The organism is Sphingosinithalassobacter tenebrarum, assembly GCF_011057975.1.
GTDB classification, from domain to species: Bacteria; Pseudomonadota; Alphaproteobacteria; order Sphingomonadales; family Sphingomonadaceae; genus Sphingomonas; species Sphingomonas tenebrarum.
The window spans coordinates 1348331-1364672 of record NZ_CP049109.1; the positions used below are offsets into that span (position 1 = coordinate 1348331).

The following is a 16342-nucleotide window of genomic DNA, read 5'->3' on the forward strand; positions in this document are numbered from 1 at the left end:
GTTTCGCTCTAACCCGAATCTCCTCGCGGACGAAAGGGATTAGACGAGCAAAGCACGCCTTCCGCGCAGCTTTTCCTCAGACGAGCAGCTTGATTCCCGCGAAAGCCAGAATCAGCGCCAGCAACGGGCGGACGACTGCCTCCGGGACGATCAGGCTGAGGCGCGACCCGAGGATGATCCCCGGGATCGATCCGATCAGCAGCATGGCCAGCAGGCCGAAATCCACGGTGCCGATCATCAGGTGGATCAACCCGCCGATAAGTGCCAGCGGCACGGCATGCGCGATGTCCGTTCCAACCAGCTTCGAAAGCGAAAGCCGGCGCGGATAGAGCACCAGCAGGAATGTGGCGCCGAGCGCGCCCGCACCGACCGATGTCAGCGTTACCAGCGTTCCGAGGATGACGCCGCACAAGATCGTTGCAAGGCTCTTGAGTGCGGGAAAGGCGCGGTGCGAACGGATCGACAGGGCCATTGCCCGCCTTGCCAGTGGCGCACGAAAGAAAGTGAACGCCGCCGTGACCACCAGGACGATGCCGAGCGCTGTAGCGAGCGACGCACCGCCATGCGTTTGCGCGCCGCGCCACCAGATCACGAAACCGGTGAGAATCGCGGCCGGGATCGATCCGATCGCGAGCAGGCCGACAATGCCGAAATCGACATTCTGCTGGCGATGGTGGACGGTGCCGCCCACTGCCTTGGTAATCGCGGCGAACCACAGATCGGTGCCGATCGCCGTGGCCGGCGCAACGCCGAACAACAGGATCAGCAGCGGCGACATGAGGCTGCCGCCGCCGACACCCGTCATGCCGACGATGATTCCCACGAGCAGGCCGGCAAGCCCGTTCAGCCAGTCCAACAGCCAGTCCTCAGCTACTTACCCTACCGGATTCCGCCTATGCCTGCGGGAAGCCGGATGCGGCCATTGCCGCAAACACCTGCTGTGCATGTTCCTGCCTGCAAATCAACAGGTCGGGCAGATAGACATCGCGTTGATTGTAACGGAGCGGCGATCCGTCGATCCGCGAACAGTGCAGCCCCGTCGCGCTTGCCACAGCCACCGGAGCCGCGCTGTCCCATTCATATTGCCCGCCCGAATGCAGGTAGATATCGGCTTCGCCGCGAACAATCGCCATTGCCTTCGCGCCGGCCGATCCCATCGGGATCAGTTCGGCACCGATCGCTTCGGCCACCGCCACGGCTTCCTTGGCGGGCCGCGTCCGGCTTACCACCATGCGCAGCTTTTCAGGCGCCGGCGGTAGCGGGGCGGGGCGATCGGAACGCAATACGACGTTCGCGCCGGGCAGTGCGACCGCGCCGACGCGCGCGACGCCGTCGATCGCAAGGCCGACATGAACCGCCCAGTCGGCACGTGCTTCGCCATATTCGCGCGTCCCATCGACCGGGTCGATGATCCAGACACGCTCCTTGGCAAGCCGCTCCTGCGTATCCTTGCACTCTTCCGACAACAGTCCGTCCCCGGGTCGCTGTTCGCGGATCGCGTGGCACAGAAACTGGTTGGCGGTCTCGTCGCCCGCTTTGCCAAGGGCCTTGCCCGAAAAGACATTCGCTTCGCGAATCTCGATCAGGATGCGTCCGGCCACATGCGCCAGATGGGCGGCGAGTTCGGCGTCGTCCATGCGCTTATTCCTGGCCCAGGATCGTGGCGACGATCCGTTCGGCGGCGGCTTCGGGCGTTTCCGAAGTCGTGTCGATACGGATTTCGGGGCTTTCCGGCGGCTCATATGGGCTGTCGATGCCAGTGAAATTGGCGATCTGACCGGCCCGCGCCTTCTTGTAGAGGCCCTTTACATCGCGTTCTTCAGCCACTGCCAGCGGCGTGTCGACGAAGATTTCGAAAAATTCGCCGTCGGGCAGCATCGACCGCACCATTTCCCGCTCGGCGCGGAAGGGCGAGATGAATGCGGTCAGCACGATCAGTCCGGCATCGGTCATCAGCTTGGCGACTTCGCCGACGCGGCGGATATTCTCGATACGGTCCGCTTCGGTGAAGCCCAGATCCTTGTTGAGCCCGTGGCGGACATTGTCGCCGTCTAGCAGGAAGCTGTGCTTGCCCATCGCGTGGAGCTTCTTTTCGACCAGATTGGCGATGGTCGATTTGCCCGATCCCGACAGGCCGGTGAACCACAAGAGGCGCGGGCGCTGATTCTTCTGCGCGGCATGCGCCTCGCGGCTGATGTCGACGGCCTGCCAGTGGACGTTCTGGCTGCGCCGCAGCGCATAGTCGATCATCCCCGCGCCGACCGTATGGTTGGTCGCCTTGTCGATCAGGATGAACCCGCCGAGCGCGTGATTGTCGCCATAGGGTTCGAACGCGATGCCGCGATCGGTGTAGACTTCGGCGACGCCGATATCGTTGAGGCTCAGCGTCTTTGCGCTGAGTTCCGCCATCGTATTGACGTCGATCGCATATTTCGGGTGCTGAATGGTGGCGCTGACGGTGCGGCTGCCCAGCTTCATCCAGTATGCACGACCGGGCAACAGCGCCTCGTCGTCCATCCACACGATCGTCGCCTGAAACTGGTCGGCAACCTGCGGAGGATGGTCCGCAGTGGCGATCACGTCGCCGCGCGAGCAATCGACTTCGTCGGCAAGCGTGAGCGTAACCGACTGGCCCGCCCCGGCCTGATCGAGGTCGCCGGTCATGGTGACGATACGCGAAACGGTGCTGGTGCGGCCCGAAGGCAGGATGCGGATCGCATCCCCCGGCTTGACCGTGCCGGAAGCGATCAACCCGGAAAAGCCGCGGAAATCGAGATTGGGGCGATTGACCCACTGCACCGGCATCGCGAACGGCTCTGCCAGCGCGGCATCGAGATCGACATCGACCGTTTCGAGATGGCCGATCAGCGACGGGCCGTCATACCAGGGCGTGTTTTCCGAAGGTCCGGCGATATTGTCGCCCTTGAACCCCGAAATCGGCATCGGCACGAAGTTCTTGATCCCGATCTCGTTCGCGAATTCGGTATAGTCGGCGACGATCTTGTCGAACACTTCCTGGCTGTAATCGACCAGGTCCATCTTGTTCACCGCGAGCACCACGTTGCGGATGCCGATCAGGTGCGCGAGATAGCTGTGCCGCCGCGTCTGCGTCAGCACGCCCTTGCGCGCGTCGATCAGGATCACGGCGAGATCGGCGGTCGAGGCGCCGGTCACCATGTTGCGCGTATATTGCTCGTGGCCGGGCGTGTCGGCGACGATGAACTTGCGCTTTTCGGTGGCGAAGAAGCGATAGGCGACGTCGATCGTGATGCCCTGTTCGCGCTCGGCGGCGAGGCCGTCGACGAGCAAGGCGAAATCGATTTCCTGCCCCTGTGTGCCGACACGCTTGCTGTCGGCCTCGAGCGCGGCGAGCTGATCCTCGAAGATCATCTTCGAGTCATACAGAAGCCGCCCGATCAGCGTCGATTTGCCGTCATCGACCGACCCGCAGGTGATGAACCGCAGCAGGCTCTTGTTCTGATGCTGGTCGAGATAGGCTTCGATGTCCTTCGAAATCAGGGCATCGACCTTGTAGCTGCTTTCCTGAGTGGCCATCAGAAATAGCCCTCCTGTTTTTTCTTTTCCATTCCGGCGCCGCCTTCGTCCTTGTCGATGGCGCGGCCCTGGCGTTCGCTGGTGGTGGTGAGGAGCATTTCCTGCACGACTTCGGGCAGCGTCGATGCCGTGCTTTCGACGGCGCCGGTCAGCGGATAGCAGCCGAGCGTGCGGAAGCGGATCGACCGTTCGACCGGGGTTTCGCCGGGCTTCAAGGGAAAGCGATCGTCATCGACCATCAGGATCAGCCCGTCGCGCTCCACCGTTGGGCGCGGCGCGGCGAAATAGAGCGGTACGATCTCGATCTGTTCGGCCATGATGTATTGCCAGATGTCGAGCTCGGTCCAGTTGGAGAGCGGGAAGACGCGGACGCTCTCACCCTTGTGCTTCTTCGCGTTGTAGAGGTTCCACAGTTCCGGGCGCTGGTTCTTGGGATCCCAGCGATGGCTTGCCGAGCGGAAGGAGAAGATGCGTTCCTTGGCGCGGCTCTTCTCCTCGTCGCGCCGGGCGCCGCCGAACGCCGCGTCGAACCCGAATTTGTCGAGCGCCTGCTTGAGCCCCTCGGTCTTCCACATGTCGGTGTGGAGCGCGCCGTGGTCGAAGGGATTGATTCCCTTTTCCTTCGCCTCGGGATTGTGATGAACGATCAGGTCCATTCCCGCTTCTTCCGCCGCGCGATCGCGCAGTTCGTACATCGCCTGGAACTTCCAGGTCGTGTCGACATGCATCAGCGGGAAAGGCGGCGGGGAAGGGTAGAATGCCTTTTTGGCGAGATGCAGCATCACGGCGGAATCCTTGCCCACCGAATAGAGCATCACTGGTTTTTCCACCTCTGATACGACCTCGCGCATGATGTGAATGCTTTCGGCTTCGAGCCGGGCGAGATGCGTCAGGGACTGGGGTTTGGCCGCTTCTGTCATGCGCGAGGATGTATTCCAGCGTGTGGAATGGCGGCAATGCTAGTTATCCTTGCCCCCGCCAAACTGGCTGGTTCGAGTAAATATGGCCTGGATAGTGTATTCGTGCGGGATGCAGGCACGTAGCCTCGCATCCGTACGGACGTGCGCGGGTTCGCGCGTTTTCCGGCGACGTGCGGCGCTTGAAACCTGCGTCCGAACCGGTCCTCAATAGGCGTTTTTGTGGACCAGCACCTTGAACGTCATCAGGATGATCTGGATATCCTTCCAGATCGACCAGTGGTTCAGATATTCCAGATCGGCCTGAAGGCGGTTGGTCAGATCCGATTCATGGTCGGTGGCGCCGCGGAAGCCGCGTACCTGCGCCAGTCCCGTCAGCCCCGGCTTGGTGGCATGGCGATGCCAGTAGCGTTCGTCGATTTCCCAGAACAGCTTGTTCGCCGCGCGCGATCCGATGGCGTGCGGGCGCGGGCCGACGATGCTCATGTCGCCCAGCAGCACGTTGATCAGCTGCGGCAGCTCGTCGATGCTGGTGCTGCGGATCAGCCGGCCGACGCGCGTGATGCGATCATCGTCGCGTGCAGTGGAAGCATTGCCTGCCTGATCGCTGCGTTCCGCGCGCATGCTGCGAAACTTCAGCATCTTGAACATGCGATTGCCGCGCCCGATGCGGGTCTGGATGAAGAAGATCGGGCCGGGGGTCTCCATCTTGATCGCAATCGCGACGCCGACGAGCAGCGGGGCGATCAGCAAAAGCGCGCAGGCCGATGCGATGACGTCCAGCGTGCGCTTGACGAAACGGTCGAACATGCTGAGCGGCCCGTCGGCGATCACCAGCGTCGTATGCCCGTTGCAATGCCCGACGCTGAGCGGCGCGAGCAGGTGCAGTTCGGGGATCATGATTTCGCTGCGGATATTGGCGCCCTTCAGTGCCGTCACCCAGCTCAGGCGGCGTTCGGGTCGGCAGGCGACGACAACACGGTCGACATCCTTGAGCGCCTGCGCCAGGCGATCGAACATCATCGGGCAGTGATTGTCGGGATTGATGTCTGGATCGGCGAGAACCAGCGAAAAGCCCTCGCGCGATATCGACTGTTCACCGTCGCAGATCAGCGCGACGCTGTAGGGATTGTACCCGAACAGCCCGCCGGCCTTGCGCAGGAACAGGTCGCGCGATGCAGCCATCAGGACGAAGCTGGTCACGAAACCCATGCCGTAGGTCAGGCGCGAAATGGCGTCGCTGCTCTTGAGGAAGAATGCGGCCAGGATCACGGCTCCGGCGGCTACCGACAGCGCTTGCAGGCCGCGCAGCGTGCCCCGTCCGGGGCGCCGGATGACGTCGGCGGCATAGGCATGTCCATTGATCGCGATGACAAAGAACACGCACAAAATTGCCGCCGCGATCGCGAGCCACTGAGTTTCGGTCGTCTCGGGCCGATGCACAAGGCTCGTCGCGAAGAACCCGCCGATGATGCTCAATGCGTCCAGCACCATGAGCAGGGCGAACATGCGATACCGAAGCTTGCTCCGGCTGGTTCGCCTTGGCAGCGGCGTGACGGCCTCTATTCGACCATAGCTCAGGTTCACGTTCCCCCCGTTCCCCGAAAAATGGGCGTGCAATGTTGGAGCGACTAGACGAGCTCTTCCTACACCGAAGAAATTACAGCAACACTGCGACCGTTTAAAGTACCTCGATCAGCTGCCACTGTCATTAATCCAGCGTTTGGACCGCTTTACCGTGAAAAGCCAGCCTTTCATGCCCTTTGGCGCGATCGGACATGGCAGGCCTGGCTCTGCGCGCGCAGCGGTGTCAGGCAGCCTTGCCGATTCCAACAAGCCGCAAACCCGCGCGCTCCGCCTCGGCCGGCGGATAGATATTGCGCAGGTCTACGAGTAGCGGGGTGGCGAGAATCTCGGACATTCGATCAAGGTCGAGTGCGCGGAACTCGTCCCATTCCGTGACGATCACAAGCGCATCGGCCTTTTCCGCTGCGGCATAGGGGCTTTCGCTGAAGGTGACGTCCTTGAGAAGCGGCCTGGCCTGTTCGACGCCTTCGGGGTCATAGGCGCGAATGCTCGCACCGGCGTCCTGCAGCGCCTGGATAATGGCGATGCTCGGTGCGTCGCGCATGTCATCGGTGTTGGGCTTGAACGTCAGGCCGAGAATCGCGACTGACTTTCCACGAATGTCGCCGCCCATCGCCCTGATCACCTTGCGTCCCATCGCGCGCTTGCGGCTGTCGTTCACCTGCACCGTGGATTCGACGATGCGCAGCGGCGTGTCATTATCGTCGGCGGTCTTGAGCAGTGCCAGCGTGTCCTTGGGAAAACAGGAGCCGCCATAGCCCGGACCGGCATGAAGAAACTTCGGTCCGATGCGATTGTCCATACCGATGCCGCGTGCCACCTGCTGCACATCGGCGCCGACCTTTTCACAAAGGTCCGCGATTTCGTTGATGAAGGTGATTTTCACGGCCAGGAACGCGTTGGCGGCATATTTGATCAGTTCCGACGTACGCCGCCCGACGAACAGCACCGGCGCGTTCTGGTTGAGCGAAAGCGGCCGATAGATCTGGCGCATGACTTCGGTGGCGGTTTCGTCCTCGGAACCGACCACGACGCGGTCCGGCCGCTTGAAATCCTCGATCGCCGCGCCCTCGCGCAGGAATTCGGGGTTCGAGACCACCATCGCGCCCTTGTCCGGCGCGATTTCGGAAATGATCCGCGAGACTTCGTCGCCTGTGCCCACCGGGACCGTCGATTTCGTCACGATGACCGAATTCCGTGTCAGGTTTTCGGCGATTTCGCGTGCGGCGGCGAAGACATAGGAAAGGTCGGCGTGGCCGTCGCCGCGGCGCGAGGGTGTGCCGACGGCGATGAAGATCGCATCCGCGTCCTTGACGGCCTCGGCCAGGTTGGTGGTGAAGGAAAGCCGTCCGGCCTTCACATTCCCCGCAACCAGCTCCGCAAGCCCGGGTTCATAGATCGGCATGACATTCTGCTCGAGCAGGTCGATCTTGCGGGCGTCCTTGTCGACGCAAATCACTTCATGCCCGAAATCAGAAAAACAGGCGCCGGATACGAGCCCCACATATCCCGTACCGATCATTGCAATGCGCACTGCACACCTCCAGCCCTACGTGCATATGCTGCAGGGCAGTAACCGGCCTTGTTATCACGGGCAAGTGCGTGGTGAGGGCGTTGCGAAAATCGTTGTCGAAGCTGCCTTAAAGACACAAAAAAAGCACCGGAAACCCTCCGATGCCGCCTTGCGCCCCACAATCCACAGCGAATGCGAGAACCGGACCGACGATGCTGCGATGCAGCACAGCGCCGGCCCGATCCGCAAACGATCGGTTCAGATCGGCATGATGTCGTCGCCGCCAGCACCGTCGCGGAAAAGAAGATTGAACGCGAACATACTTTTTCTCCCAGTGTGCGCATTGCGCGCATCTTTATGGTTAAACAAAAATTAACGAAAAATCAATGGAGAAATCGGTTGCAAATGATCCCGCGGGCTTTGGCGGGGGAAAGGCTTAACGGTTCCTTCAGGGATCGGGCGCACAACCGGCAGCGTATGTCTTCAGGGATCGAGACCTATGGCCCGCAATTGCCGCCGGGCGCCGCCGGCGGGCTTCCACCGTCCTGGCTGCCCTGTGGCGATGACGAGGCGCCGCGCCTTGCCGAGGCGCCGATGGTGATACGCGCCCCCAGGCAGCGGAACGCCGGGACCGGACGCCATATGCTGGCCGCTCGCGGATGGACGCTGCTGTGCCTGTGCGAAGTGCGGAACTTCGCGGCGTTGCGCCGGCATCTCGGCCGGCCGCGCGCGGACCTGCTGATGCGCGATATCACCAAACGTATCGGTGCCGCCTATCCCGACCTGCGAATATCGACAGTGGGCCGCGCGGTGGCGGAAATCGCATTTGAACGTGAAGCAGTGGAAATCGCAGCCGCGGAAATCGAAGCGATCCGGGGCATGTTTGCCGGTCCCATCGATCTCGACGGCGAGGAACTCGCAGTCGATCTCGCATTCGGTGTGGCCGCTGCGCCGGCGCTGGAATGTGATGGGGTTCGCCTTGTCGAGGCGGCCGAGGCCGCGCTCGAACAGGCCGGCGAGGAGGAGCGGGTGGTGCTGCGTGATCTGATGCAGTCGGACCTTGCATTCGACCGTCTGACGCTGATGCGCGAACTGCCTCGCGCCATCGCCGAGGACGAGATGTTTCTGCAGTATCAGCCGAAAGCGCACGTGCGGCGGCAGGAAATCGCCAGCGCCGAGGCATTGATTCGCTGGCAGCATCCCGAGCGCGGACTGATCCTGCCCGGCGATTTCATTTCCGTGGCCGAGGAAGCCGGTGAAATCGGTGCCATGACGCTGTGGGCACTGCGCCGGGTGATCGCCGATCAGAGCCGACTGGCGAAAGCCGGGCATGACTTTCCGGTTTTCATCAACATTTCCGGTCTGCTGCTGGGCGATACCGACTTTGTGGCCCGGGCGAGCGAAGTGATCCGCGAGACCAATGCCAAGATCGGGTTCGAGATCACGGAGACATCCGTGATCCGCGACCCGGAAACGGCGATTCGCCACCTCAAATCCTTCGCCGATATCGGCGTCACGCTGGCCATCGATGATTACGGAGCCGGCCTGTCCTCGCTGGCCTATCTGAAACAGCTTCCGGCAAGCGAACTGAAGATCGATAAGATGTTCGTTACGCATCTTGCCTCGAGCAATCGCGATCCGCTGATCGTGCGTTCGACGATCGACCTCGCGCACGCACTGGAAATGGAAGTGACCGCCGAAGGCGTCGAGACGCCCTCGGCGCTCGCCCTGCTGAGCGTGATGGGATGCGACATGGTGCAGGGCTATCTGATCAGCCGGCCGCTCGGGATCGACGCTTTTCACCGGTTTCTCGACGAGGATGCTCACCTCGGCAACGCAGCAAGCACCCCGTCGAGCTTCCTGCGCCCCGATACGTTCTGGAAACGCGCCTGACCGCCCGATTTAGGGCGGTATTAATCCGGGGGTGCCATTTGATGCGGATGATGCGTGTCTTTTTGCTTGTCCGCACGGCGCTCATGCTCGGCTCCGCCGCACTGATGCTTCCGCTGACGGCACCGGCACAGCCGGTTGCGGCGGAAGGCAATGCTCCGCGGCAAAAGCCCATTGCCAATCCCGAGGACAGGTTCCCGGAGCCACTGAAGCAGATATTCGATCGCATACTCGGCAACATGATGGCTGCGCCGTCGCAGGTTCAGGCGGATCTTGCAGAGGCGGAGCGGCTGGCAGGCGCGATAACCGATCCGCGCCTGCGGGCACTGGCGTTGGCCAAGGTGAAATGGTTTGCCGGTGAAGCGAGCTGGCGCACCAATGATGCGGATGCGGCTCGACCGCTCATCGCCGAGGGGCTTGCCCTGGTGGAGTCGGTCGACGGGCCGCTCAAGTTGCGGGGTGATTTGCTGCATTCGCGCGGAACCCTGCATCTCCAGAGCGATGAGGCCGCGCAGGCCTTGTCCGATTATCAGTCGGCCTATCGCATTTACCAGCAATTGGGCGAACGCCGCAGCCAGGCGATCGCGTTGCAGAGCATCGGCGCTCTTTACGTCGCGGCCAATGACGACAACCGGGCCGAGCGATATTACCGGCAGGCGGCGGAGACGTATGACGGTGACGCCGCGCTTTCGCTTTCCCTGCACAATCGGCGCGGCAATGTCCTGCTTACGATGGAGCGGCATGACGAAGCCGAGGTGGAATATCGCAAGGCGATCGAGGCCGCCCGGATCATGAAGGAGCCGCTGCTCGAGGCCCGCGTGCTGGGCAATCTCGCTCGCAACCAGGCCGAGGCCCGGCGTCTCGACGCGGCGGACCGCACGTTGGCGCGGGCGCTCTCGCTGATCCGGGGCACGCATGTGGAAGGTTTCCGCCAGCAGCTGCTCGCGACCGAAGCCCGCGTCGCTTATTATCGTGGCGATTACGCAAAGGCGCGTTCGCTGATCCTGCGGGCATTCGAAGGCGTCGATCTTGAGGGGACCTCGCTGGCGTTCCGCGAGGGGCATCTCTACGCCTATATGATCTTTTCGAAGACCGGCGAACCGGCGCGCGCGCTTGAGCATCTCGAAGCGCTGCAGCGGTTGACCACCGAAGCCGCGAAGGCGGCGACGACGACCAATGCAGCGCTGATGGCGGCCCGGTTCGATTATGCCAATCAGGAACTTCGGATTGCCAATCTGAAGGCGGATGAGTTGCGCCGCCGGGTCGAATATGAACAGTCGCGCGCACGCTGGCAGCGGATCGTGTTCTACGGCCTGGCCGGCGCGACGTTGATCGTCATCGTGCTGCTCAGCGTCGGCCTGTTCACGATCCGGCGCAGCCGCAACGAAGTGCGCGCGGCCAACGCCGATCTGGAACAGACCAATGTCGCGCTCGAAAAGGCGCTGGCGGCCAAGACCGAATTCCTCGCCACCACCAGCCACGAGATTCGCACGCCGCTCAACGGTATTCTGGGAATGACACAAGTGATGCTGTCCGACCGGCGGCTCGACGATGCCACGCGCGATCGCATCGGAGTGGTGCATGGGGCCGGCGTGACCATGCGCGCGCTGGTCGACGACATTCTCGACCTGGCGAAGATGGAAACCGGAAATCTGACCGTTGAGGCCGCGCCGACCGACCTGAAGGCGACGCTGCGCGACGTTTCACGCATGTGGCAGGAGCAGGCGGCCGCAAAGGGCGTCGGCTTCGATCTCGACCTCGACGCGGCGCCGGAATGGATCGTCAGCGATGCTGGCCGGCTGCGTCAGATCGTCTTCAACCTATTGTCGAACGCACTCAAATTCACGGAATCGGGTGCGGTGGGGCTGTGCGCGGAAAAGGTCGTGCCGGATGGCGGCGGCGAGGACGCTGCGGTTGTCCGCATCCGCATCAGCGACACCGGCATCGGCATCCCGAGCGAGAAATGCGAGGAAATTTTCGAATCGTTCAAACAGGTGGACGCCGGGACGACGCGTCGGTTCGGCGGAACCGGCCTCGGGCTTTCGATCTGCCGCAATCTGGCCCGTGCGCTCGGCGGCGACGTCACGGTGAGCAGTGTCGAAGGCGAAGGGTCGGTCTTCACCGTGGAACTGCCTTATATTGCCGCGCAGGCTCCCGAAAGCGAGTCGCCAGGGCTCGCGGAACGCGGATTGCTGATACTCGACCGCAATCCGATTGCGCGCAGCACGTTGCGCACGGTGCTGGAACCGCATGTTTGCTGCGTGCGCTTTGCCGCGACGCTCGACGAAGCCCGGGAACTGATCGATTCCGGGGAGGTGGGGCAAATGCTGATCGACGAAGCGACGCTGAAGACAGAGGGCGATAATTTCCTGGAAGCGTTGCGCTCCCTGACTTCCGGCGGCGTGCCGGCGACACTGCTCTGGGCAGCCTGCGACGCCGAAATACAGGCATCGCTGAAGGCGGCTGGCGCGCGGCAGGTGATTGCCAAGCCGGTACGCGGCGCGGCGTTGATCGAGGCACTGGTGCCGGAGGTTCGATGCGAATCCGAAACGGATGGTGACAGTAAACTTGTATCGCACGCGGCATGAGGCGATACCGGACGTGATATGAAAAAGGTCGCAAGCAACACGGTCGCGCTTTCGGGGCGCAGCACGTGAGAATATTGTTTATCGAGGACGATCCGATGAACCGTCGGGTCGTGAAGGACATGCTCGACGTCGCAGGCGCCGAAATGGTGGAGGCCCCGGATGCGATATCCGGGCTGAACGCCATCGAGGGCGGCGAGTTCGACGTGGTCCTTGTCGATTTGCGCATGCCCGGCATGGACGGGATGGAGGCGATGCGTCGCATCCGCGCGCGTGAGGACGAAAAGGCGCAATTGCCGTTGATCGTCGTCACCGCCGACACTGCCGTCGATCTGCGCGAACGCTGCATTGCCGCCGGCGCGGATGATGTGCTGTTCAAGCCGGTGGCGATGGATGCGTTGTTCGACACCATCGGACGCGTATTGGCGACGCGAGGGGGAGACATCATTCTTTGACCCTGCTGATCGCGGGGTTGGGAAAAGCCGCACGCCACCCTATATAGGGGGAAGAGGGCGCCGGTTTCCGCGGCGATTGCACTTGAAAAAGTGCCGATCGGCTGCTAGGGGCGCCGCCAACGCCGGGAGCATGCGTTCCCGCGAACCATTTTCTATTTTTCGAAGATCGGAGTCTGACGGCCTTATGCAAATCATCGTTCGCGACAATAATGTCGACCAAGCGCTGCGCGCGCTCAAGAAAAAGCTGCAGCGTGAGGGCGTCTACCGCGAGATGAAGCTCCGCCGTCACTACGAAAAGCCCAGCGAAAAGCGTGCACGCGAGCGTGCCGCTGCGGTTCGCCGCGCCCGCAAGCTCGAGCGCAAGCGGGCCGAACGCGACGGCGCACGGTAAGCTTCCGCGTTACGGCGTGCGCTAAGCCATTGCACGCCGGGGTCGCTTCCGCATAGGAAGCAGCGCATACAAGCAAGCCATCGGGCCCTTCCGGCCCGCGCGAGGGGGAATCCGATCATGTCGTCCGTTACGGCCGTGCCGCTGCAGCCCGTCAAGAAGGGCTATATCCTGTGGCTTTGGCTGGGGCTGGTCGCCGCGGTGCTCGCTGCGTTCCTGCTCGCATGGCAGGGCACGCGGGCCGCGGTGCTGGCAAATCTCGACGATGAGGCCTTTCTGGCGATGCACGCGCAGCAGCCGGGTGTGATCACGACCGAATCGGGCCTTCAGTACAAGATACTGGAGCCCGGCACCGGCCCGCAGATTTCGGAAAATGACGGCGTTTCGCTCACCGTTCAGGGCGAGCTGCGCGACGGAACCGAATTCCAGCCTTCGGCGCCGATGCGCTTCATGGTCGGCCAGGACATGATCGAGGGCTTCACCGAAGGGGTGAAGCTGATGCGCAAGGGCGCGACCTATCGTTTCTGGCTGCCGCCCGAACTGGGCTACGCTGCCGGTCCAGGACGCCCGCCGAACGAACTGACTGGCGAGATCCTGATCTTCGACGTCGCGATCGATGAAGTCATTCCTGCCGCGCAGCTGCAGCAGATGCTTCAGGGTGGCATGCCGGGCGGCGCCATGCCACCGCCCGAAGTCGAAGGCGAGTGATCCGGCATCGTCGTCGGCGATCGAAATTTCGAATTGTGGAAATGAACGAGACCGGGATGCCGTGGCATTCCGGTCTCGTCCGTTCCGGCGGCGTTGACATTGGTCCGTCGAGCCCGGACATTTATGGTTACCCCGGCCAGAGCTTGAACGCACAAAGATGAAAGAGACGCACTGGGAGCCGTTCCGACCCGCGAGCGTCGACTCCATCCCCGCCGAATTCGCCGCGAAGCTGGACGCGTTTTCCGCATCCGTTTCGGCGCGCAGCCATATCATCTGGGGCGAACATTGCTCCGAATGCTCCTTTCCGGTCTGCCAGACGACCTGCGCATTCTATACGCCCCGCGCCGATCTCGTATGCCGCCGGTTCGAACAGGGGATCGAGGAGGGAAAGACGCCGGGCGGAAGCGCGTTCCGCCGCATCCGTTTCCGTAAGTGGGGCAAGCTGGAGGGTACCGGTCCGGCGGCGGTGTTTTCACCGAGAGCCGGCGACCGTTTCGAACGCGGCGACCGGGTGGTTGGCGGACTGCTGCGTCGATTGCCGATCCCGTTCCGGTCGCTGCGCCACTGGATGCGCCGCTGGAACAAGCTCAAGGCCATGATGCTCGCCCGCCCCGGCGGCCATGTCGCGCGGCATTTCGTGGTCGAAGCCTGGTCCTTGAAGCCCGAACGGGTGCCGATGACGATCACTTTTCTCGAGCGCGACGGCGGCGGAATGTACCAGCATGCCTTCGAGGTCGGGCCCGAATATTCGCATATCGCAGTCGATGTCCGCGATATCGCGCGAACCGTCGATCTTGCCGAACCCTATCTCGTACAGATCGAGCCGGTGGGCGAAGCCGAGGGGCGGGACATCGTCTTCGGCACGATCGACTTTGTCGACGGACTTGGATCTCCTGGAGACTTGGCCGCGCCCCAGCAGGCGCCTGCCGGATATGCCAAGGTCATTGTCTGGGATCTCGACAACAGCCTGTGGGAAGGGACACTGGCGGAGGATGGTGTCGAAGGCCTGCGGCTTCGGCCCGGAATCCGAGACGTGATCGTTGCCCTCGACAAGCGTGGCATTCTCCATTCGATCGCAAGCAAGAACGACCCCGAGCCGGCGCTCGCCGCGCTGGAGCATTTTGGCCTGCGCGACTATTTCCTGTATCCGCAGATCAGCTGGAATCCGAAAAGCGATGCCGTCGCTGCGATCGCCGCGGGGCTGGATCTGGGTGTGGACAGTTTCATCTTCGTCGATGACCAGCCGTTCGAGCGCGGCGAAGTGGCGCAGGCGCATCCGGCACTCACGACGCTGACCGAAATCGAGGCGCTGGACCTTCTCGATCATCCGATGTGCGCCGTCCCGGCTACTGCGGAAAGCGCCAGGCGAAGAGCATTGTACCAGGCCGAGGCCGAGCGCGGTGCGGTATTGCAGCGCTCTGGCGGGCAGTATCACGATTTTCTCCGTTCCTGCGGGATCGTGCTGACGATCGAGGCGCTCGGTCCCGACAATGCCGAGCGCGTTTACGAGTTGTCGCAGCGGACCAATCAGCTCAATTTCCGGGGGACCCGCTATTCGCGCGACGATGTCGCGGCGCTTGCGGAAGGTAAAAAGGGCATGTGCGGCATGGTGCTGCACTGCTCGGACCGCTTCGGCGACTATGGAATCATCGGATTCGCCGCGTTCGACCCGGAAAATGCCTGCCTGCATGATTTCTTCATGAGCTGCCGCGTGCAACGCAAATATGTCGAGCATGCCTTTTTCGACCGGCTGAAGGCGATTGTCCGGGGAGGCGGTCGGGACAGGCTGACGGTGCTGCACCGCCCGACCGAGCGGAACGGGGCGGTCACGCGTATGCTGGACGATCTCGGCTTCGCGCGGATCGACGGCGCTGCCGATTCCGTCGAAGGTCAATGCTTTGCAGTTTCGAGCAGCACCCCTATTGGCGAAGCCGAACTGGTCAGCGTTAAGCTGGAATCGCATCTGGAGGAACGGTGGCGGCGAGCAGGATCCTTGAGCGCGCAAGAAACTTCGTAAACTGGCATGTTTCCCCGCGTGTCCCGGTCAAGGGGATTCGCTCCCGGCTCAACGCGCCGATCGCCAGCTTCACCTTCGATGACGTCGCACAATCCGCGGTGCGTGCCGGTGCGCCGGTGCTCGAACGGCACGATGCGCGCGGCACTTTCTATCTTTCGGCGGCGCTATGCGGCACGCGCGATGAAGACGGCATCGAATATTTCGATGTCGACGACCTGAAATTGCTGCACGCGCACGGGCATGAAATCGGCGACCACGGCTTTCTGCATCGTCCGGTGCCGGAATTGTCGAATGCGCAACTGATCGATGGCATCGGTCGCAATCGCGCCTTCGTTCGCGAGGCGCTTGGCGATGTTCAGCCCAGCGCGTTCGCCTATCCCTATGGCGCGACCTCGCTGCGCACCAAGCGCCTGTTCTCGCGGCGCTTTGCCAGTTGTCGCGGCACGGGGTTCGGGCTCAACAGCGGCCTGCTCGATCTGGCGCAGCTGAAGGTCGTGCGGATCGATATGGATTTCGCCCCGCGGCTCGATCTGGATGCCGTGATCGCGCAATGCGTCGCGCGCAACGCCTGGATCATCTTCCTGATGCACGATGTGTCCGATACGCCGTCGCGATTCGGCTGTACCGGCGAAATGCTGGAGCGGGCGGTGCTTTCCTGCCGCGATGCCGGAATCCGCATCGCGCCGGTCCGCAACGCGCTGGCCCAGGCCTGCTTCTGAGCGGTACC

General features: G+C 62.7%; 13 protein-coding genes. 7 read left to right on the plus strand and 6 right to left on the minus strand.

The window, feature by feature from the left end:
* Window positions 1-76 precede the first annotated feature (76 nt).
* From G5C33_RS06675 to G5C33_RS06700, 6 genes are all read right to left on the minus strand, one after another.
* Window positions 77-856, minus strand: coding sequence for a sulfite exporter TauE/SafE family protein (locus G5C33_RS06675; RefSeq protein WP_206518644.1), 780 nt, complete (start codon window positions 854-856; stop codon window positions 77-79).
* Between the two features lie 37 nt (window positions 857-893).
* Entirely contained in the window at window positions 894-1637 is a 744-nt protein-coding gene (locus G5C33_RS06680; protein ID WP_165326501.1) for a 3'(2'),5'-bisphosphate nucleotidase CysQ, read from the minus strand.
* Window positions 1638-1641: 4 nt separating this feature from the next.
* The gene (gene cysN / locus G5C33_RS06685; protein ID WP_165326502.1) at window positions 1642-3555 is read right to left on the minus strand and encodes a sulfate adenylyltransferase subunit CysN; all 1914 of its coding nucleotides are present in this window, start codon (window positions 3553-3555) and stop codon (window positions 1642-1644) included.
* Window positions 3555-4475 carry a sulfate adenylyltransferase subunit CysD gene (gene cysD / locus G5C33_RS06690; RefSeq protein WP_165326503.1) on the minus strand — a complete coding sequence of 307 codons (921 nt, stop codon included), beginning with the start codon at window positions 4473-4475 and terminating at the stop codon, window positions 3555-3557. Before cysD ends, cysN begins: the two co-directional genes overlap by 1 nt.
* Before the next feature lie 204 nt (window positions 4476-4679).
* Complete coding sequence (locus G5C33_RS06695) at window positions 4680-5981, minus strand: exopolysaccharide biosynthesis polyprenyl glycosylphosphotransferase (RefSeq protein ID WP_165326504.1); 1302 nt, start codon at window positions 5979-5981, stop codon at window positions 4680-4682.
* A gap of 301 nt (window positions 5982-6282) precedes the next feature.
* Window positions 6283-7593: a UDP-glucose dehydrogenase family protein gene (locus G5C33_RS06700; RefSeq protein WP_165326505.1), complete on the minus strand. Its 1311-nt coding sequence runs from the start codon at window positions 7591-7593 to the stop codon at window positions 6283-6285.
* Window positions 7594-7764: 171 nt separating this feature from the next.
* Between G5C33_RS06700 and G5C33_RS06705 the strand changes: the two genes are divergently transcribed.
* From G5C33_RS06705 to G5C33_RS06735, 7 genes are all read left to right on the plus strand, one after another.
* Entirely contained in the window at window positions 7765-9465 is a 1701-nt protein-coding gene (locus G5C33_RS06705) for an EAL domain-containing protein (RefSeq protein WP_228275216.1), read from the plus strand.
* A gap of 239 nt (window positions 9466-9704) precedes the next feature.
* Window positions 9705-12050, plus strand: a complete 2346-nt coding sequence (locus tag G5C33_RS06710; RefSeq protein WP_228275278.1) for an ATP-binding protein — start codon at window positions 9705-9707, stop codon at window positions 12048-12050.
* A gap of 65 nt (window positions 12051-12115) precedes the next feature.
* Window positions 12116-12502, plus strand: coding sequence for a response regulator (locus G5C33_RS06715; protein ID WP_165326507.1), 387 nt, complete (start codon window positions 12116-12118; stop codon window positions 12500-12502).
* Between the two features lie 184 nt (window positions 12503-12686).
* Window positions 12687-12893, plus strand: a complete 207-nt coding sequence (gene rpsU / locus G5C33_RS06720) for a 30S ribosomal protein S21 (RefSeq protein ID WP_007404630.1) — start codon at window positions 12687-12689, stop codon at window positions 12891-12893.
* Between the two features lie 117 nt (window positions 12894-13010).
* Complete coding sequence (locus G5C33_RS06725) at window positions 13011-13598, plus strand: FKBP-type peptidyl-prolyl cis-trans isomerase (RefSeq protein ID WP_165326508.1); 588 nt, start codon at window positions 13011-13013, stop codon at window positions 13596-13598.
* Between the two features lie 157 nt (window positions 13599-13755).
* Window positions 13756-15615, plus strand: a complete 1860-nt coding sequence (locus G5C33_RS06730) for an HAD-IIIC family phosphatase (protein WP_165326509.1) — start codon at window positions 13756-13758, stop codon at window positions 15613-15615.
* Complete coding sequence (locus G5C33_RS06735; RefSeq protein WP_165326510.1) at window positions 15573-16334, plus strand: polysaccharide deacetylase family protein; 762 nt, start codon at window positions 15573-15575, stop codon at window positions 16332-16334. The genes G5C33_RS06730 and G5C33_RS06735 overlap by 43 nt, the downstream gene beginning before the upstream one ends.
* Window positions 16335-16342: the final 8 nt, after the last annotated feature.

Excerpts from the sequence above, each read along its gene's own strand:
- G5C33_RS06725 (WP_165326508.1), top strand. The coding sequence starts at position 13,011 with ATGTCGTCCGTTACGGCCGTGCCGCTGCAGCCCGTCAAGAAGGGCTAT.
- G5C33_RS06710 (WP_228275278.1), top strand. The coding sequence starts at position 9,705 with ATGGCTGCGCCGTCGCAGGTTCAGGCGGATCTTGCAGAGGCGGAGCGG.
- cysD (WP_165326503.1), bottom strand. The coding sequence starts at position 4,475 with ATGACAGAAGCGGCCAAACCCCAGTCCCTGACGCATCTCGCCCGGCTC.
- G5C33_RS06695 (WP_165326504.1), bottom strand. The coding sequence starts at position 5,981 with ATGTTCGCCCTGCTCATGGTGCTGGACGCATTGAGCATCATCGGCGGG.
- cysN (WP_165326502.1), bottom strand. The coding sequence starts at position 3,555 with ATGGCCACTCAGGAAAGCAGCTACAAGGTCGATGCCCTGATTTCGAAG.
- G5C33_RS06730 (WP_165326509.1), top strand. The coding sequence starts at position 13,756 with ATGAAAGAGACGCACTGGGAGCCGTTCCGACCCGCGAGCGTCGACTCC.
- G5C33_RS06680 (WP_165326501.1), bottom strand. The coding sequence starts at position 1,637 with ATGGACGACGCCGAACTCGCCGCCCATCTGGCGCATGTGGCCGGACGC.
- G5C33_RS06705 (WP_228275216.1), top strand. The coding sequence starts at position 7,765 with ATGCGAGAACCGGACCGACGATGCTGCGATGCAGCACAGCGCCGGCCC.
- rpsU (WP_007404630.1), top strand. The coding sequence starts at position 12,687 with ATGCAAATCATCGTTCGCGACAATAATGTCGACCAAGCGCTGCGCGCG.